We start from the raw sequence: 19,122 nt of genomic DNA on the forward strand, positions 1-19,122 counted from the left end.
CCTTTTGTGCTAGGTGAATACGCGATCACGGGTGGCCGCGCGGCCGACATCGCGGCCAGCGTCGAACGGGGCGTCTCGTCCGGTGAACTGCTTCCGGGCGTCGCGCTGCCGCCCATGCGGGAGCTGGCGGCCGAGCTGGGAGTGAACCCCAACACGGTGGCCGCCGCGTACCGGATCCTGCGCGAGCGCGGCCTGATCGAGACCGACGGCCGCCGCGGCAGCCACGTGCGGGCCAAGCCCGCCACCCTCGCCCGCGAGGCCATCCGTACCGAACTGCCGCCCGGCGTACGGGACATCGCCACCGGGAACCCGGATCCGGCGCTGCTGCCGTCGCTGACCGAGGCCCTCGCCGCCGCCGCCCGCCGGTACGCGGGCCGCCAGGGCCGGTACGGCGACGAACCGGTGGTCCCGGAGCTGGAGGACGCCGCCCGGGCCGCCTTCGGGGCGGACGGCCTGCCCGACGGCCCCGTCGCGCTGGCGTCGGGCGCGCTCGACGCCATCGAACGTCTCCTCTCCGCGCACCTGCGGCCCGGCGACGCCGTGGCCGTCGAGGACCCGGGGTGGGCGGGCCTGCTCGACCTGATCCCCGCGATGCGTCTGAAGGTGCTGCCCGTCGCGCTCGACGACGACGGGCCGCTCCCCGAGAGCGTGGCCGCGGCCCTCGGCAGGGGGGCCCGCGCGCTGATCGTGACCGACCGGGCCCAGAACCCCACCGGCGCCGTCCTGACGGCGGAGCGTGCCACCGCCCTGCGGGAGCTGCTCGCCCACCATCCGGACGTCCTGGTGATCGACGACGACCACGGGCACGCCATCGTGCACCAGCCGCTGCACACCCTCGCGGGGGCCACCCGCAGCTGGGCGTCGGTCCGGTCCGTGGCGAAGGCGTACGGCCCCGATCTGCGTCTGGCGCTCTTCACCGCCGACCGGGTGACCGCGGACCGGGTGCAGGGGCGGTTCCAGCTCGGACCGGGGTGGGTGAGCAAGCTCCTGCAGTACGCGGTGGTGGACCTGTGGGAGCGCGGCACGCACGACACCGCCGCCGTCGCGCGTTCGTACGGCACGCGCCGGGACGCCCTGATCGCCGCCCTGGGCGAGCGCGGGGTCGCGGCGCGGGGGCGCAGCGGCCTCAACGTGTGGGTGCCGGTGGCCGACGAGACCGGCGCGGTGGCGCGGCTCCAGGCGGCGGGATGGGCGGTCGCGCCCGGTGCCCGGTTCCGGGTGGCCTCGTCGCCCGCGGTGCGCCTGACCGTCTCGCAGGTGGACGTCTCCGAGATGGAGCGGCTCGCCGACGCGGTCGCGGACGCGGTCCGGCCGGGCCCGGGGACCCGGTACGCCTGACCGGCTCCCCGTGCGTACGGCCCGGGGCGCGGTTTCCCGGAACGCGGTCCGACGGACCGCGTTCCGGGAAACCGCGCGGGGCGAAGAAGGGCCGTCCCTCAGACCGGGGCGGCGGCGTTCGTCTCCCGGCCCGCTTTCACGCCGGCCCGGTGGCGGGTGGCGAACGAGGCGACGTAGAGGATCGCGGCGAAGCCCGCGCTCAGCGCGACGAGCCACAGCCAGAACTGCCGTTCCGGGGCGCCCTCGTCCGTGGACAGCAGGGCGGCCAGCCCGTTGGCACAGGCTCCGCCGACGGCCATGGCGGTGCCGATGAAGCCGAACGCCATTCCGCGCCGGTGCGCGGGGACGGTGTTGGCCATCTCGCTGTCGATCCGGGGATCGATCAGCACCTCCGCGGCGGAGAAGAGCAGGACCGACGCCACGAGGCCTCCCACCGATCCCGTCGAGGCGGCGGCGAAGCTGGTCGTCATGAACAGCAGGGCACCGCAGATGACCAGCGCCGAGCTGCTGATCCTGCTGGTGTACTGGTTCAGCGGCACCTGGAGCAGCACCACCGCGATCGCGTTGACGGTGAAGAGGACACCGACCAGCGACGAGCTCTGCACACTTCCGGTGAAGACCGGCAGCGCGTACTCGAGCTGGATGTAGCAGAACCCGAAGGCGAAGGCGCAGGCGAGCACCCAGGCGAGTTTCCGGCGGTCCGTCGAAGCCGCCGCGCCCCCCGCCCCGGCCGGGGTGTCCGCGTTCTCTCCGGCCGGTTCCTCGGCGCCCGCCAGGGAGCGCAGGCGCAGCAGCAGGAGGGCGAGCGCCACGTAGATGGCGCTGGTGACGACGAAGCCCACCCGGGGGTCGGCGAAGAGCAGCAGGAGGCTGCCGACCAGGGGGCCGACGGCGCACCCCACGTTGTTGGCGGTGCTCCGCAGGGCGAAGACCGTCCTGAGCTGCTCCCCCGTGCCCAGCAGGCGCACCAGCGCCGCCTTGGACGCCGGCACGTAGATCGCCCCGCCGAGTCCCAGGAGCGCGCACGCGGCGACCACCTGGACGGATCCGGAGGCGGCCAGCAGCAGGAGGTACGACACCGCCCTGACCAGGAGCCCGCCGCACATGGCGGCGACGGGGCCCGTGCGGTCGGCGATCCAGCCGCCCAGCATGGACAGGCCCTGCTGCGACCAGAACTTGACCGTGATGGCCATCGCGACCACGACGGGGCTGAGGTGCTGTTCGCGCGTGAGGTAGACGGCGAGGAACGGGATCACGATGTTGCTGCCGAACGCGACGGCGAAGTTGCCGATCAGCAGCATGAGGCAGCCGGGCGTCCGCCGGGCCAGGCGCAACGTCTCGATCACGGCGCGAGGTCCGGCTCGCCGGTGGGCCGGATGACGGTGGAGCGCTCGAACCACGCCTGGGCGTCGAGGAGGGCGGCCTCGACCTCCTTGCGCGAGTCGCCGGTGGCGAGCACGGCACCGATCTTCTCCACGCTCAGCTTCGCGAGGGCGAGTTCGGTGCCCGGCTCGGCGTACCTGCGGTACTGGGTGATGCCGGGGACCGGGCACTCCTCGGGGATCTCCACGAGGGTGCCGGGACGCGGCGGGAACAGCGAGAGGCCGGCTATGCGCAGGGGCGCCGCCGGGACGTCGAGCGGCTGGTGCCCACTGAGGAAGCGGACCATGACCTCGGGCAGGAAGACGCCGAAGCCGAGCTTGAGCACGTCCTCTATCATCCCGCCGCCCATCCGGCTGGCGACCTCGTTGAACACCATGCGCCCGTCCCCGGTCAGGAAGATCTCGGCGTGGAAGATGGAGGTGTCCGGAGTCGGCAGCGCGGCCAGCGCACGGCGCGTGAGCTCCTGGGCGGGGGCGAGCAGCTCGTCCTCCGGGTCCATGAGGCAACTGTGCAGCGCGTGCCCCTCCTTGATGTCCAGGCAGGTGCTGTCACCCTGGGTCGAGGCCCAGAGGAGTCTGATCTCGCCACCGAGGACTATGCCGTCGACGTGCAGGAGTTCGTGCTCGATGTACTGCTCGGCGATGAGCTGGGCGCCGTCGTCGGTGCCGAGGTCGCGGTGGGAGGCGAGCAGCGGGTCGATGTCCTGCTCGCCGCGCAGGACGTGCACGTCCATGGAGCCGCCGCCCCGCCGGGGCTTGACGACGATCGGGTACCCGTTGCTCTCGACGAAGCCGACCAGATCGGCGAGGTTCGACACGGGCGCGTACCGCGCGAGCGGGACGCCGGCCCCGGAGAGGATGCGCTTCATCTCGAGCTTGTCGCGGAAGGCGGTCGCGCAGGCGACGTCCTGCCCCGGTGCGCCGAACAGCTCCCGCAGGCGCGCGGCGCGCAGGATGTCGAACTCCGAGAGCGCGAGCACGCGGTCGAAGGCCGACCGCCGGTGCATCGCGAGGGCCAGGCTCTCCACCAGCGGGTTGAAGTGGAAGTCGTCGATGAACTCCACGTGGACGTACCCGGCGAGCTGAGCGGTGCGTTCCCGCGGGTCGGTCGAGACGGCCGCGGTGTCGGTCAGCAGGACGGCCTCGTCCTCGGTGCCGATCCAGTCGGGGAAGCGGAGTCCGGTGGTGAGCGGAGTCCGGTTGAGTACCAGGTACCTCATCGGGCCTCCTCCGTCGCCTCGCGGAACGGCGAACCGGTGACGCGTTCGCCCCGGGTCGGGTCCGGTCGGCCGGCATTCCTCGTGTGCGGGATCGGAGTTCTCACAGGTTCGCTTCTCTCGAATGGGATCGGGCTCGTCGGGGGTGTCCCGTCCGGTCCTTCACGCGGTCGCGTTCCCGACCGGTGGGAGGGATGAGCGCGCGTCAGGGGTACGCCGTGTGCCGGCGTCCCCGCGTCCCCACCGGGCCGGAGCCGGCCCGGTGGGACGGCGGACCGCCCCGGCCCGCGGGGCGGCGCCACGGTCGACGGCGTTGTCGGTGACAGCTCGCCATTTAACCCGATCGGCCGCCGGCGCGCGCCGAGGCCCCGTCACAGCAACGTGCGGATGTGGCCGACCCGTCGGCCACCGCCCTGGATCTCCGGGCGGATCAGCTTCGCCACGGCCTCCTGGGCCGAGGGCGGCACCGTCAGGTGGCCGAGCGTGGTGAACGCGGCCAGCGCGACCGGCATGGACGCGCGGTTGGCGCCGTCGTCGACCTTCACCGCGACGGCTCCGGCTCCCGGCGCGGCCAGCAGGTGCAGTCCCTCCGCCCCGAACTTGGCCAGCAGGCCGGGGACGGCCTCCATCGCCAGCACGTCCGTGCGGCCGGTGCCCTCGACGAGGCGGGGGTGGGCCCGCATGGCGTCGGCCACCGCACGCTCGTCGGTTCCCTCGGGTGCTTCCACGAGGCGCGTCATCGCGCGTGCCAGGCCGGTCAGGCCGACCGCGAAGATCGGCACCCCGCATCCGTCGACACCGGTCGCCACGATGGTCTCGCCGGTCAACTCCTCGATCACCGAGGCGGCGTGCCGCTGCAGCGGGTGGCCGGGTTCCAGGTAGGTCCCGGTGTCCCAGCCGTTGACGGCGCACGTCGCGACCATCGCCGCGTGCTTGCCCGAGCAGGTCATGTAGACCCGTCGGGCCTCGCCGCCGGCCGCGACGATCGCACGGGAGGCGGCCGGGTCCATGGGGAGGTCCGGCGGGCACCGCAGCGCGTCGCCGTCGAGCCCGGCGTCCGCGAGGATCTTCTCCACCCGCTCCACGTGCATCGGCTCGCCGCAGTGGCTGGCCGAAGCGACGGCCAACTCGGCTTCGTCGCAGGGCTTCCAGCCGGCACGCAGCATCGCGACGGCGAGCACCGGCTTGATGGCCGAGCGGGGGAAGACGGGGGAGACCGCGTCGCCGACACCGGCGATCAGAGTGCCCGACGAGTCGGTCACCGCGACGGAGCCCCGGTGGAAGCTCTCGGTGAAACCGGAGCGGACCGTCTCCGCGATCGGGACTCCGCCGCGGTACACGGCGTCGGTGGGTGCGGAACTCATGACGAGCACTCCTCGGGGTGATGGGTGGTGGGCCGGAACGCGGGTGAGCGCGGGGTCCGGCCGGGGCTTTCGGCCGGTGCCGCGGGCGCCGGGCGGCGGTACCCCTGACGCGGCCCGGTGACGGCCCCCAGGTGGAGGCCGTTCTCCCGGCGCTCCAGGGGGAGGTCGAGCGAGGTGACGCAGGTGCCGGCGTGTGCGCAGCGCCCGCCGGACCGGTTGACGTGCACGCCTTGCAGGCCCGCGTTGCCGGCGCCCACGATGTCGGCTTCGTACTCGTCACCGATGTGCACGACGGCGTCCGCCCCGCCCAGCGCCGCGAGTCCGTCGGCGAACGCCTCCTTCGCGGGCTTGCGGTGCACGCCGTCTCCGCAGTACGTGACGTGGGTGAGGTGGGTCTCCAGACCGAGTCGCCGGACGATGTCCTCGCGCAGCACGGCGAACGAGTTGGAGACGGCGACGCAGGTGATGCCGTGCGCCCGCACGGAGGCGAGGAACCGGACGGCGTCGGGGAAGAGGCGCACGTGGGTGAGGACGGCGTCGCGGCGTCGGTCGACGAGGTCGCGCAGTTCGGACGCGGAAGGGCTCCGGCCGTGGCACGCGGCGTGGAACCGGCCGATCCGCTCGTCGTCGTACTCCGCCGCGGGCAGGGCGCCCCGGTTCATCTCGCGGTCCGCCCGGGCGGAGGCCTCGTACCACCGCGGCAGGTCCGAAGGGCGCCCGCCGATCGCTTCGAGCGCCCGCACCGAGCTCACGGAGTAGTCGATGAGGGTCTCGTCCAGATCGAAGGAGATCGCGTCACACCGCATGCGTCATCACACCCACCACACCCACCACAGCTGACAGATTTCTCACCCACGGGGCGGCGGCGCACCGGCGCCCCCGGGGTGCGGCCGCGCCCACCGCTGCCGCATCCCGGACGCCGTGCACACCGCCGCCGACGCCGGCGCTCCCCCGTCGGCCCGGGAGAGCGCCGGCGCGGATCAGCGGACCTGGAAGCGGAGCACCTCGTTGACCTGACGCTGCTTCTCCAGGATGTCGTCGCGGGACGCGCCGGTGAAGATCACGTGGCCGTGGGCCTGCCAGACCCGCGGCGGGACGTCGATCGCGTCACCGATCTGGCTGTAGATCATGACCTCGGAGACCGTCTCGTCGGCCTCCAGGGTGTCGATGCCCTCGACGGCCGCGAGCTCGCCGGGCTGCTCGCCGAAGTGCAGCGAGAAGCCGACGTGGCGGGCGTTCTCGCTGTTCACGAAGACGTCGACGGTCTGGCCGAGCGACACCTTGGTGAGGACCTCGACCATGTCGATGCCGGTCGAGAGCAGCACGCTCTGGTAGACCGGGCCGCCGCCGAGGCGCGCGCCGGTCTCCAGGATGTAGGGCTCACCGGCCGGGGAGACGCGGTACTCGGTGTGGGTCGCGCCCTGGGTGATGCCGAGGCCCTGGTGCGCCAGCGCCGTGTACTTCTTGACCTTCTCCAGCGTCTCGCCCGTCAGCACGGTCGGGGTCGCGTAGAAGGTCTCCTCGAAGAAGGGACCGTCCATCGGGGTCGGCTTGTCGTGCACGGCGACGACGACCGTCTCGCCGTTCTGCACGTAGCTCTCGACGCTGATCTCGTTGCCGACGAGGAACTCCTCCAGGAGGATCCCTTCCGAGTAACGGGACTTGAGGAAGAACAGCGGGTCGTAGTCGAAGCCCGCCCACGCGCCCTTCCGGATCTCCTCGAAGTGCTCGGCGAGCTCCTCGGGGGTGTCGACCCTGCGGACGAACATGCTGCCGCCGCCGATGATCGGCTTCATGACGAGCGGGTACTCGATCGTCTCGGCGGCCTTCTGCGCCTCCTCGACCGAGGTGGCGAGCGCGAACCGCGGCTGCGAGACGCCGACCGAGCTGAACGCCTCGCGCATGCTCAGCTTGTCGCGGCTCTTGGTGGCGGTCTCGGAGGAGATGTACGGGAGGCCGAGCGCCTCGGCGACCGCGGCGGCGGCGGGCACGCTGTGCTCGACGAACGCGATGACGCCGGAGATGGGCTCGGACTCCTCCTTCGCGATCTCCAGGCACCGGGCGACGGTGGCTTCGAGGTTGCCGGTGGGCGCGGAGTAGACCGCGTCGACGTACTCCAGCTCCCAACTGGGCTCCTCCACCACGACGATCGCCCGGTGGCCCAGCGCGTGGGCGGTCTCCGCGGCCTTGGCGAGGTGCTTGCGACGGCTCGCGTTACGGGTGTGCAGGATCATCAGGGTCATGTTCAGTGTGCCTTTCGAATTGCCATTGCCATGTCCGGCGAGACTTCGTCGACCGACGTGTCGAGCACGAGGACGGCCGGGCCCTGCCGGGAGAAGAAGGACGCGATCTCTGCCCCGTCGCGTTCCGGGTCGTCGCACGTCATCACCGGCAGACCAATCGCCGCACAGATGACCGACCAGTCGATCCGGTGGAAGTCGCGGCTGACGGCCTCGGCCCGGTGGTGGTGGATCGCGTGCTGGTCGATCAGATTGAGCCGTCCGTTGTCGAGGACGGTGATCTTCACGGGGAGACCGAGGCGCGCGATGGTCTCCAGCTCGCCGATGGACATGGTGAGTCCGCCGTCGCCGACCAGGGTCCACACCGTGGCGTCGGGCCGGGCGAGGGCCGCGCCGACGGACGCGGGGACCGCGTAGCCGAGGCTGCCGGTGCCCCGCGGGGTGATGAGGCGCTGCGGCGGCGCGAGGCGCAGCAGCGCGCCGAACCAGCCACTGGCGACGCTGGCCTCGCCTACGCAGACGTCCCGCTCCGACAGCTGCGCGTTGACCGTCGCCACCAGCGAGGCGGTGCCGGTCTTCGACCAGTCGCCGGCGGTGGTGGTCGACGGGCGGGGGCCGGTGTACGACCACTCCCCCAGCTCGTCCGAGAGTGCCCCCAGGCCGTCGGCGATCTCCTCGCGCAGCAGGCTGCCGCGCGCCGGGTCGGTGTCCTCGATGTCCGGGTCGTGGTCGATCCGGACGAGGAACTGACCGGGAGAGGGCCAGGCGTACTGGTGGGTCGACTTGTCGCCCATCTTGGAGCCCGCGTAGAGCACGACCTCGCAGCCGCTGATGTACTCGTTCGCCGGGGTGTCGCCCTTGGAGCCGACCACACGGGGGAGGTCGGTGCCGACCTCGGAGAGGACGCCCTTGCCGTTGAGGGTGGTGAACACCGGGATGCCGAAGCGGCCGGTGAACTTCTCCAGGGCGTCGGCGGCGCCTGCCGCGTGGCAGCCGCCACCGGCGATCAGCGCGACGCCGGCGCCCCGCCTGACCGCCTCGGCGGCCCGCGCGACCGCGCCGTCGGCCGTGGCCGCCGGGCTGGTCCCCGTCACGGCCGCCGCGGTGGACACCGCGTTCAGCAGCGCCGGGTCCGCCTCGGCCTCCAGGACGTCGGGGGCGATCTCCACGACGACCGGACCGCGCCGGGGCCCTTCCGCGAGGGCGAGGGCCGCGTCGACGACGCCCAGGGCGCCCCGCTGCTCGCGGACCACGTGGACGTGCTTGGCGACGCTGTCGAAGAGCCGGGTGTGCTCGATCTGCCCCGTCGCCCACGGCCGGGGGGTGCTCTTGCTCGGCCCCGAGGTGATCAGCACCAGCGGCGTACCGCTGTTGTACGCCTCCAGGAGGGCCGGGGTGACGTAGGGGGACCCGATGCCGCCCGGGGCGTCGCAGACCGCGACGCCGCCGCTGATCCGGGCGTACGCCTCGGCCGCGTACGCCGCTCCGCGGGGGCACCTGCCGACGACGTGGGTGATCTCCTCGCTCCGCTGGAGGGCGGCGTACAGCGACAGCGAGGTCTCGCCGGGGTATCCGAACACGTGGGAGACGCCGCGGTCGGCCAGTCTGCGGGCGATCTCGTCCGCGACCGTCGTCACGAGGCGACGCTCAGGATGTTGGTCGGCGTGGGCAGCATGGGCCGCTCCGTGCCGGTGAGATTGATCAGCAGGTCGCTGTCCTCGCCGAGGGTGCCCTCCTGGGCCATCCGCATCGCGCCGGCGAGGCAGGCGGCGGCCGCGTAGCAGGCGTCGAAGCCGAGCGACTTCAGCAGCCCCTTGGCCAGGTGCATGTCGTGCGTGTGCGCGGCCACGATGGCGCCGCCCGTGTTCTGCGCCATCGCGCGCAGGTACGGGTAGGTGTTGGTCGGGTCGCCCCGCTGGATGGCGTGGGCCAGCCCCTGCGGGTTGTCGACGATGTCCTCCTGAGCGATCCTGGCGCGGCCCGCGTTCCAGGCGCTGACCATGGGGGCGCAGGTGTCCTCCTGCACGCCGACGAAGGCCGGCACGCTCTCCAACAGGCCGACGCGGTTCATCTCGACCGCGCCCTTGTAGCCGCCGAGCAGGCCCATGCCGCTGCTGATGGCCTGGAAGACGTGCGTCGGGGCGGACGGCATCTGCTGGTAGGCCTCGATGTAGGACATCTTGAGGCCGTCGCGGCGGGCGTAGTTGAAGAAGCCGCCCTCCCAGAAGTAGCCGTTGTCCTCGGCGAACTTCTGCGCGATGTCGCCCGCGCCGACGAAGGAGCCGGCGACGGCGTGCGTGGCGATGTGGGGGTGGTCCGCGTAGTTCAGGCGGTACGCGAACTGCTCGCCCACGAAGATGTGCAGCTTGAAGCCGCGGACGAGGCTCATGGAGTTCGCGTAGGCCATCGAGCTGTTGCCCGTGGAGGCCATCACGAACTCGCTGACGCCCAGGCCCTTGAAGCGGCTCAGGGAGGCCGAGGCGATGCGGTCCTTGGTCGAGCGCGTGGGGTTGCGCGTCTCGTCCTTGACGTACAGGGAGCGGACACCGAGGAGACGGGCGAGCGCGGGCACGTTGGTGCAGGGGGTGTTGCCCTCCCCCAGCCAGGTGATGTGGTCCTCGTCGGCGATGGGCAGGACGTCCTTGTAGCGCCGCAGCGGGTTGGGGTTCGAGTCCATCGCCCCGAAGCTCACCCGGTCGAGCGGGTACAGGACGTCGATCGCGCCCCTGCAGGACGGACAGCGGTGGGTCCGGTCGTCCGTCTCCTTCTCGCACTCGAGACAGAGGAAGACGGGCCGGCCCGATGGTGTGTGGTTCGCGTAGAGCTTCTGGTAGTCGAACATCAAATCCCCCCGGATCGCTTGGATTCTCGCGGGCAGGTGATGACGGCCGTCCCGGCCTTCAGCCCGATCACGTGACCGTTTCGCAGGTCCGTGCTCTCGACGAGAATGTTGTAGTGGTTCGGCATGTGCGTTTCGTCGAAGCCGCTGATGGTGCCGAGCGTGCGCCCGTCGCTGACCAGGGTGTCGCCGACCGCGAGGACGCCCGAGGTCTCGAAGGTGGCGAAGCCGTAGTACTCGACGTGGTCGACGGGGTAACGGGGTTCGGGGCCCACGTTGATGAACTCGTGCACCTCACCCGCGCGTATGCACCGCGTCTGCCACGCCGAGGGCTCTATGGCGCGGTCGCGGCGGGTGTGGTCCATGACCGCGGCCCAACGCAGCCGGAACGGTTCTCTGCTGGTAAACATCATTCCCTGCTTCTCGGACGGTCCTGCGGGAGAGTTCCGTGAGCGAGCGCCGTCAGCGCTGATCGGCCGCACGGGGGGAGTCCCACGCCGAGGGGCCCTGGTGGAAGCGCGGACCGAAGCGGCTCGATCCCCGCAGCCGCCGGTACAGCGAGATCGGGACGAAGACCGCGACGAAGACCGCGGATGCTGCAAAACGCATGGGGACCATTCCTTGTCAGTCGAGCGGGATCTCGTCGCGCCAGTCGACGGATTCGGCGAACGGCGGCTGGTCGTCCTTGTTCAGCACGTGGCTGCCGAGGACGAGTACGTCCATCCCGGTGCGCATGAAGCACCGGTAGGCGTCCTCGGGGGTGTGCACGATCGGCTCGCCCCGCACGTTGAACGACGTGTTCACCAGGACCGGACAACCGGTCGCCGCCTTGAAGGCGCTGAGGAGCCGGGCGTACGGGGCGTTGTCGCGCTCGGTGACGGTCTGCACCCGGGCCGAGAGGTCCACGTGCGTGATGGCCGGCAGCTCCGAACGGGTCTCGTTGATGCTGCCCAGGCCGCGGCTCGGTCCGCCCGGCCGCAGCGAGGCCTCGGTCTTGATCCGGTCCGCGACCTCGGCGACGACCAGCATGTACGGGCTGTCGCCGACCAGGTCGAAGTAGTCCTTGGCGTCCTCGGCCAGTACGGCCGGCGCGAACGGCCGGAACGACTCCCGGAACTTGATCTTGAGGTTCATCCGCTTCTGCATGGCCTGGTCGCGCGGGTCGCCGATGATCGACCGGGCGCCCAGGGCCCGGGGCCCGAACTCCATGCGCCCCTGGAACCAGCCCACCACCGCGCCCTCGGCGAGCCGGCCGGCCACCTCGTCGTACAGCTCCTCCTGCGGGAACGTGGTGAAGGCGTAGCCGTTGTCCCGCAGGAACTTCTCGGTCTCCTCGTCGGAGAAGCCCGGTCCGAGCAGCGCGCCGGACATGCCGTCGCCGCCGGTGGCCAGGTGCGGTCGGCCGTGGGCCGGGACCGAGTGGTCGAGTGCGGCGCCCAGCGCGCACCCCGCGTCGCCCGCCGCCGGCTGGATCCACAGGTCGTCGACGATGCCGGAACGGCTGAGGACGCCGTTGGCGACGCAGTTCAGGGCGACACCGCCGGCCATCACGAGCGCTCGCTCGCCGGTCCGCTCGACCGCCGCCCGCGCCAGGCCCAGCACGATCTCCTCGGTGACCACCTGCACGGAGGCCGCCAAGTCGCAGTGGCGCTGCTCCAGTTCGCTCTCCGCGTCCCGGATCGGCGCGCCGAACAGCTCCTCGAAGGCGCGCCCCACCATGCGGCTGCCCTGGTGGAACTCGAAGTACTTCATGTTCAGCGTGAACGAGCCGTCCGGCCGGACGTTGACCAGCTCCCGGCGGATGATGTCGGCGAACCGCGGTTCGCCGTAGGGCGCCAGGCCCATCAGCTTGTACTCGCCGGAGTCGACCTTGAAGCCGCAGTAGTAGGTGAACGCCGAGTAGAGCATCCCCACCGAGTGCGGGTAGGAGACCGAGTCGACCAGCTCCAGCGAGTTGCCGCGACCGTGCCAGATGGTCGTGGTCTGCCACTCACCGACCCCGTCGATCGTGAGCACCGCCGCGTTCTCGTACGGCGAGGGGAAGAACGCCGAGGCGGCGTGCGAGCGGTGGTGCTGCGAGGCGATCGCCGGTACGGCCGTGCCGCGCCCCAGCGCCACGAGTTCGGCGTCCACCCGCTTCAGGACGTCGCGCTTCCAGCTGAGCCACTGGGGCAGGACCGCCGAGAACGGCCGCAGGCCGCGCGGGCCGGCGCTGGCGAACGAGGAGAGCACCCGCCCGTACTTCAGGCTCGGGTCCTCGTAGTAGACGACGGTGTCGAGCTCGGCCAGGGTGATCCCGGCGTGGTCCAGGCAGTACGCGATGGCGTCCGCCGGGAAGGCGGCATCGTGCCGGACCCTGCTGAAGCGCTCCTGTTGCGCGGCGGCCACCACGACGCCGTCGCGGACCAACGCGGCCGCGCTGTCGTGGTAATAAGCCGAAATTCCCAGCGTGTACATGGACATCAGGACACCCCCACCGGTGCGTGGTGGAACAGCGACCCGCCGTGCGATCGAGGTTTCCACGGAGTTGTGAGAAAACGGTCGCCGATCCGGTCGGCGATCGTGGAGGACGGCAGCGGGGCCAGCGACTCGTAGCCGATGCGGACCCGCTCCCATTCGGCGGCGAACTCCGCCGGGGTCGACCCCTTCGACACCGCCCGCAAGTGGGTGTCGATGGCGTCGGCGGCCCAGGCCGAGTGCCCGGTGGACACGTTGTCGATCGTGTTGTGCAGATCGACGAAGTGCGTGGAGAAGCCGTAGTGCTTGAGGAAGCCCCGGGCGGTGCGGTAACTGCCGCCGACGCCGGAGAGCTCCATCGCCAGGTTCATGCCGAGGATCTCCGGCAGGAAGGTGCGCGGCAGCTTGCCCAGGCACAACCAGTAGACCGGCCGCTCCAGCGACTCCTCGCGGAACCGGTCGTCGTAGGCGAACTCACGGCTGCCGGTGGGCGCGAGCTCGATACCCATCTCCCGCAGCACGTCGCGGTAGATCTTGGGGTGGTTGATCTCGATGTCGCCGTTGCCCAGCTCGTCCCAGTACGTCTCGAACAGCGGGAAGCCGTACCGGGTGGTCGCGAGCCCCGCGTCGGTGAAGCCCTGCAGCCACGAGCCGTCGATCAGCGTCAACGGCGCCAGTTGGAGGGTCTCGTCGACGACCTGTTCACGGGTCGGCATGGAGCCGGACCTGCTGGTCTCGAACTCGGCGCCGTGCTTGTCGTGCATGTCGAGCAGCCAGGGCCGCAGTCCGGCCGGCGTCCAGCGCTCGGGCAGCGAACGGTCCGTGCGGCCCAGCGAGCGCTTCGCCCGGGCCAGCCAGCGCCGCACGTACCGTACGGCGAAGTCGCGGGTGGCCGGGGCCAGCACGCGTCCCTGCAGCACGAAGTACGCCTCGCGGACGTCCGCCGGTACCACCCCGTCCTCGGCGTCCAGGTCGAGGACGCCGGAGTCCGGCGCGCTCGGGACCCGCGCGGCCGGCGACGGCACGGGCTCCGGCTCGGAGTCGGCCAGCGAGTCGATCCACTGCGAGATCACCTCGACGTCGTCGGCCGAGAAGACCCGGAACATCGGGCCCTTCGGACCGATCAGGCCGTTGACGAGCGAGCTGCGCGCGGCGTTGCCCGGCTTGACCATGCGCGTCGCGGCCAGCTCCTTCAGCAGCGGCTCCGGGTCGGTCTTCGCCCGTTCCAGCAGCGCGGAGAGCGTCTCCCCGCCGGCCAGACGGAAGTTCTGGTGGTAGACGGCGCCCTCCCGGGCCCGCTCCCGGATGAGCTGCTCCATCGCGCGCTGCGGGTGCAGCGCGGCGCGGGCCTCGTCGAGCAGCAGTCCGTCCCACGACCGCAGCGCGTCGAGCGCCCAGGCCGCGCCGGCCGCGACCCGCAGGCGTACGGCCTCACCGCCCGCACCGAACTTCTCGGCCACCTCTCGCGAGACGTCCAGGGGCGCCCCGATGTCGGTGGCCCCGGTGGACACCGACAGGTCCAGGCGCGCCCACTCGGCCGGTGCGCCGTCGCTCGCGCGGAGTGCTCCCCAGGCGGGGAGCATGCCGACCGAGCGCAGCACCACGTCGATGCCGGCGATCAGCGGCGCGAACGCGTCGCAGCGCCGGCTGATCGCGAACAGCGTCGCGGGCAGCGCGAACATGTGGTCCCGCACCGTCCGGTCGGCGGCCAGTTCGTCCCCGTCCACGGCCAGTTCGGGACGGCCGTACCGCGTCGCCAGGCCCTTGAACGCGTCATGGCGCGACGAGCGGGGCCCGCCGACGCCGATGTCGTCGGCGAACAGGGCCAGGATCTTGAGGTGGACCTCGTCCTCGAAGACCCCGGGTGCGCTCATGCCCTGCAGCCAGACCCCGAGCGTGGAAGCCAGAGGGCCGGACTGGCGGAACAGCGCGTGTGCCAGGGCCGCCGACGTGCCGGCCCGGTCCGCGGTGTCGGTCAACTCGTCGTAGGCAATGCCCTGTCCGTCCCGCCACGAGGAGGCCTCGGCGAGCGTGACGGACAGGTCCGGAGGATCGGTCCCGGAATCGAAGGACGCGACCTCGGCCATGAGTGTCTGGATCGCGGTGGTGGACAGGAATATCTCCGGGTCGACACACCGCCGGTACGCCTCACGCCACATGGGATGCTCTCTTGCTGTTCGACCCTAGAACATCGGGTAGATGGACGCGTCCGGCTTCTTTGCCTTCTTGCGGCGGAAAATGCGATTGATCAGGGTTTTGATGAACGACATGCTGGACTCCAGATCAGATGTTTTCCAGGATCTTGCCGGCGACGAAATCATGACCATGGTCGGTCAGGTGGATACGGTCGATGAAAAGCCATTGGTCCTGCTGCGCCGATTCGGCGAGAACGGGGCTGAAGTTGACGAAGTCGATGCCCATCTCCTTCGCGCCCTGTTCCAGCAGCCCCGCGTAGGCGCCGTTCACCTCGCGGCTCAGGATGTCGCCGTACATCGCGGCGAAGCCGCCGTGCTGTTCGAGCTCGTCGAAGATGAGCTCCTCCTCCCGGCTGCCCTTGTCGCGCACCCAGCCCGACAGCGGCTGGAGGATGTAGGTGATCTTCGCGTCCCAGGTGGAGGCCAGGGCCTTCCAGCCGCTCAGGTGCCGGAGCGTCAGGTCGGCCGCGTAGGCGATCTGCTCGTCGATGCCCGGTGCGGCCGGTGCGGGCGCCTCCTTCTCCCGGCGCAGCAGGCCGCGCCGCGGGGACTTCGCCTTCGCGGCCCCGGCGAAGATGTCCTGGTACATCGAGTACTGGAAGAAGGTGCCGTGGTCCTCCTCCCGCATCTGCGGCATGCGGGCCAGGCTCAGGTTGTTGAAGCCGGAGAAGAGCACGATCTCGTCCACCTTGGGCAGCAGGTGGCGGTAGAGCGTGAGCAGGAGGAGTTCCTGCGTCGAGTTGAAGCTGCGGCCGCCGAAGTTGAGCCAGGTGCCGGGCCGCACGTCGTGGACGTTCAGCCGTGACGGGAGCGTCCAGGCGTCGGAGCTGGCACCGATGCCGAAGACGGTGGAGCTGCCGGCGAGGAGCCGCACGGGCCCGGCGTCCCCCTGGTCGGCCACCGAGTAGCTGCGGTCGCCGTCCGTGGCGTAGCGAAAGCCGATCGAGTCGGTGTTCACCACGTCTGAACGATACGACTGCGGGTGGAAGAAGAGAAGATGCGGGAGCCAGCGAATATCGCCCTTGCTCGTGAACTTTTCCTCGTAGCCGGCCAGATACGGCGCCAGTTCGTTCCTGATTTTCACAGATAGCTCCTCGGGCAGGATGCCCGGACCCTCGGCGAGAACATCATTCGATCTCGATCCTGATGGAATTCACGAGCTCGTCGAACGTCTCGACGAATTCTTCGGCACTGTCGGCGGTGAAGAGCACGTGGCCGTGCGACTGCCAGACGCGCGGCGGTACGTCGACGGCGTCCCCCACCTTCCGGTAGAGCGCGAGCTCCCGTACCCGGGGATCGCGGCCGGCTTCCTCCACCCCGCTGATCCGGCTGATCCTCCCGGCCTTCTCGGCGAAGAACAGGTAGAAGCCGGCGGGCGTGGGGGCGCGCCCGGGGTCGAGGTCCGGTGTCCGGCCGGACGCCACGTCGAGCACGGCCGCGACCAGGTCGACCCCGGTGCTCAGCAGGACCGACTGGTAGACCGGTCCGCCGCCGAGGCGCGCCGCCGTCTCCAGGATCTTCGGCGTGCCGTCGCTCCCGATCCGGAACTCCGTGTGGACGGCTCCCGTCCCGATGCCGACCGCCCGGTGCGAGGCGGCGGTGAGCTCGACGATCCGTTCCCGCACCTCGGCCGGCAGCCGGCTGGGGGTCGCGTAGTGGACGTCGACGAAGTAGGGGCCCTCCGCGGGGACGGGCTTGTCGTGGAGGGCGATGACGTGGGCCCGGCCGTCGACGACGATCGACTCGACGCTGACCTCCGCTCCCGGCAGGTACTCCTCCAGCAGGACGGCCGAGCCGTACCTCTCCACCATCCAGGCGTAGTGCGGGTTGTGCACGATCCCGGACCAGGCGCCGCGCTGCACCACCGGGAAGTGCTCGGTGAGCTCCGCGACGTCGTCCACCCGCCGGAAGTAGCCGCTGTCGTTGTCGATGAGCGGCTTCAGCACCAGCGGGAAGCCGATGCGGGCGGCCTCCGCCACGGCCTCGTCGAGCGTCCGGGCCAGGCCGTGCTCCGGCTGCGGCACGTTCGCCGCTGCGAAGGCCCGGCGCATGGCGTACTTGTCGCGCACCGTGCGCGCCGTCCGTTCCCCCACGAAGGGAAGGCCCAGGTCGGCCGCGACCGCGGCGGCGGCGGGCACGCTGTGCCCGACGAACGCCACGACGGCGCGGATGGGTTCCGGCTCGGTCGCCGCGAGGGTGCGCACCGCGGCGACCGTGGCCTCGACGTCCGAGGTGTCCACCGACACCGTGATGTCGGCGAACTCCTTCTCCCAGGTCGGATCCTTCACCACGAGGAGAAGCCGGTCCCCGTGCCTCTTCGCGTATTCCGCGGCTTTCGCCAGGTGACCGCGACGGCTGGCGTTGGATCTGTGGAGTACGAGGATGCTCATCCTCTACGTCTCCTTCCGTGCACGACGGCTGCGGCGGTGACCCCGCGGGTTCAGCTGATGCCGTTGAAGAACTTCACTCCGCCGTAGACCGCCTCGGCGCCCAGCTCCTCCTCGATGCGGATCAGCTGGTTGTACTTGGCCGTCCGGTCGGACCGGGAGAGCGATCCCGTCTTGATCTGACCGCAGTTGAGGGCGACGGCGAGGTCGGCGATGGTCGTGTCCTCGGTCTCGCCCGAGCGGTGCGACATCACCACGGAGTAGCCGGCGCGGGTGGCCGTGCTCGCGGTGTCCAGCATCTCGGTCAGGGTGCCGATCTGGTTCACCTTGACCAGGATCGAGTTCGCGATGCCCCGGTCGATGCCGTCCTGGAGCAGGCGGACGTTGGTGCAGAAGACGTCGTCGCCGACCAGCTGGCAGGTGGAGCCGATGGCGTCGGTGAGGTACTTCCAGCCCTCGAAGTCGTCCTGGGCCATGCCGTCTTCGATCGAGACGATCGGGAAGCGGGAGGCCAGCCCGGCGAGGTAGTCGGCGTGTTCGGTGATCGACCGGACGCGGTCTTCGCCCGCGTAGTGGTAGGCCCCGTCACGGTAGAACTCGGAGGAGGCGGGGTCCAGCAGGAGCGCCACGTCGCTGCCGGGCCGGAAGCCGGCCTTCTCGATGGCCTTGACGACGAAGTCGAGTGCCTCGTCCGCCGTGGCCAGATCGGGTGCGAAGCCGCCCTCGTCGCCGACGTTGGTGTTGTGCCCGGCGGCGCGCAGGAGGTCGCGCAGGGTGTGGAAGACCTCGGAGCCGATCCGGACGGCCTCGGCCATCGAGGTCGCGCCCACCGGTGCGATCATGAACTCCTGGAAGTCCAGCCCGTTGTCGGCGTGTGCGCCGCCGTTGATGATGTTGATCATCGGGGTCGGGAGGACGTGCGCGAACGTGCCACCGACGTAGCGGTACAGCGGCAGTCGGTGGGAGGCGGCCGCCGCCTTGGCGACCGCGAGCGACACGCCCAGCGTCGCGTTGGCGCCGAGCCGGCCCTTGTTCTCCGTACCGTCGAGCTCGATCATCAGCCGGTCGACGGTGGACTGCGCGTCGGCGGGAAGTCCCCGCACCGCCTGCGCGATCTCACCGTTGACCGCGGCGACGGCGCGCGAGACACCCTTGCCACGGAACCGAGCGGGGTCCGAGTCGCGGAGTTCGACCGCTTCCCGGGTGCCGGTGGATGCACCGGAGGGCACTGCGGCCCTGCCCAGGGAGCCGTCGGCCAGGCGAACGTCCACCTCGACGGTGGGGTTGCCACGGCTGTCGACGATTTCGCGTGCGAACACACCAGTAATCTCGGACATTCCACTCCTACAATGTGTCCCGCGTCTTCACGCCGGATGAGTCACCGCGCGGCTTCGCTGCCGCGGCGCACCAGCGAGTCACTCCGCACCGAGTGGACCCGCCTGTCGCGCTCGGAATCCGCAGGGATTCCGTCGACCAAGTTGTCTGCACCGCGGGTGACAGAGTTCTGCACCGATCGGTTCATGAAGAGTTTCGGTGCGATGACGAATGGGATCAGGTCCGGAAGGTTTCCGGTCCCTCCACACGTGCCCGCAGTGGATTCAGACCAGTTGAGGAGGAACCTGCTGCGACCTTCCACATTGAAGGGCTTTGTTCCTCTCCCCGTGCCGCGGCTCCAGGTGGCCGCGCGGTCGCAATCTAACCAC

15 protein-coding genes are annotated in these 19,122 nt (G+C 70.8%); 1 reads left to right on the plus strand and 14 read right to left on the minus strand.

Annotated features, from left to right (window positions below; genetic code table 11):
* The first annotated feature begins 6 nt into the window (after positions 1–6).
* On the plus strand, positions 7–1,338 hold the full coding sequence (locus tag PZB77_RS08620; protein ID WP_275491977.1) for an aminotransferase class I/II-fold pyridoxal phosphate-dependent enzyme: 1,332 nt from the start codon (positions 7–9) through the stop codon (positions 1,336–1,338).
* 98 nt (positions 1,339–1,436) lie between these two features.
* On the opposite strand, the gene PZB77_RS08625 is transcribed toward PZB77_RS08620, so the two are convergent.
* The 14 genes from PZB77_RS08625 to eno all read right to left on the minus strand — a co-directional run bounded on the left by PZB77_RS08625 (position 1,437) and on the right by eno (position 18,756).
* Complete coding sequence (locus PZB77_RS08625; protein ID WP_275491978.1) at positions 1,437–2,684, minus strand: MFS transporter; 1,248 nt, start codon at positions 2,682–2,684, stop codon at positions 1,437–1,439.
* Positions 2,681–3,940, minus strand: coding sequence for an ATP-grasp domain-containing protein (locus PZB77_RS08630; RefSeq protein ID WP_275491979.1), 1,260 nt, complete (start codon positions 3,938–3,940; stop codon positions 2,681–2,683). Before PZB77_RS08630 ends, PZB77_RS08625 begins: the two co-directional genes overlap by 4 nt.
* A 368-nt stretch (positions 3,941–4,308) precedes the next feature.
* The gene (locus PZB77_RS08635) at positions 4,309–5,301 is read right to left on the minus strand and encodes an asparaginase (protein WP_275491980.1); all 993 of its coding nucleotides are present in this window, start codon (positions 5,299–5,301) and stop codon (positions 4,309–4,311) included.
* Positions 5,298–6,107 carry an HAD family hydrolase gene (locus tag PZB77_RS08640; protein ID WP_275491981.1) on the minus strand — a complete coding sequence of 270 codons (810 nt, stop codon included), beginning with the start codon at positions 6,105–6,107 and terminating at the stop codon, positions 5,298–5,300. The genes PZB77_RS08635 and PZB77_RS08640 overlap by 4 nt, the downstream gene beginning before the upstream one ends.
* A 174-nt stretch (positions 6,108–6,281) precedes the next feature.
* A complete protein-coding gene (locus PZB77_RS08645) occupies positions 6,282–7,544 on the minus strand; it encodes an ATP-grasp domain-containing protein (protein WP_275491982.1) in 1,263 nt (420 codons plus the stop codon).
* A gap of 2 nt (positions 7,545–7,546) precedes the next feature.
* Positions 7,547–9,178, minus strand: a complete 1,632-nt coding sequence (locus tag PZB77_RS08650; RefSeq protein WP_275491983.1) for a thiamine pyrophosphate-dependent enzyme — start codon at positions 9,176–9,178, stop codon at positions 7,547–7,549.
* Positions 9,175–10,383 (minus strand): pyridoxal-phosphate dependent enzyme, encoded by a 1,209-nt coding sequence (locus PZB77_RS08655; protein ID WP_275491984.1) that lies wholly within the window; start codon positions 10,381–10,383, stop codon positions 9,175–9,177. The genes PZB77_RS08650 and PZB77_RS08655 overlap by 4 nt, the downstream gene beginning before the upstream one ends.
* Positions 10,383–10,793: a hypothetical protein gene (locus PZB77_RS08660; RefSeq protein ID WP_275491985.1), complete on the minus strand. Its 411-nt coding sequence runs from the start codon at positions 10,791–10,793 to the stop codon at positions 10,383–10,385. The genes PZB77_RS08655 and PZB77_RS08660 overlap by 1 nt, the downstream gene beginning before the upstream one ends.
* A gap of 49 nt (positions 10,794–10,842) precedes the next feature.
* Positions 10,843–10,989 (minus strand): hypothetical protein, encoded by a 147-nt coding sequence (locus PZB77_RS08665; protein ID WP_275491986.1) that lies wholly within the window; start codon positions 10,987–10,989, stop codon positions 10,843–10,845.
* Positions 10,990–11,004: 15 nt separating this feature from the next.
* Entirely contained in the window at positions 11,005–12,843 is a 1,839-nt protein-coding gene (locus PZB77_RS08670) for a carbamoyltransferase (protein ID WP_275491987.1), read from the minus strand.
* A complete protein-coding gene (locus PZB77_RS08675; protein ID WP_275491988.1) occupies positions 12,843–14,996 on the minus strand; it encodes an iron-containing redox enzyme family protein in 2,154 nt (717 codons plus the stop codon). Before PZB77_RS08675 ends, PZB77_RS08670 begins: the two co-directional genes overlap by 1 nt.
* Positions 14,997–15,120: 124 nt before the next feature.
* Entirely contained in the window at positions 15,121–16,116 is a 996-nt protein-coding gene (locus PZB77_RS08680) for an SGNH/GDSL hydrolase family protein (protein WP_275491989.1), read from the minus strand.
* 43 nt (positions 16,117–16,159) lie between these two features.
* Complete coding sequence (locus tag PZB77_RS08685) at positions 16,160–17,422, minus strand: ATP-grasp domain-containing protein (RefSeq protein WP_275491990.1); 1,263 nt, start codon at positions 17,420–17,422, stop codon at positions 16,160–16,162.
* Positions 17,423–17,472: 50 nt separating this feature from the next.
* Positions 17,473–18,756, minus strand: a complete 1,284-nt coding sequence (gene eno, locus PZB77_RS08690) for a phosphopyruvate hydratase (protein ID WP_275491991.1) — start codon at positions 18,754–18,756, stop codon at positions 17,473–17,475.
* Positions 18,757–19,122 lie beyond the last annotated feature (366 nt).

The sequence above is a fragment of the Streptomyces sp. AM 2-1-1 genome, from assembly GCF_029167645.1.
In the GTDB taxonomy this organism is placed as follows: Bacteria; Actinomycetota; Actinomycetes; order Streptomycetales; family Streptomycetaceae; genus Streptomyces.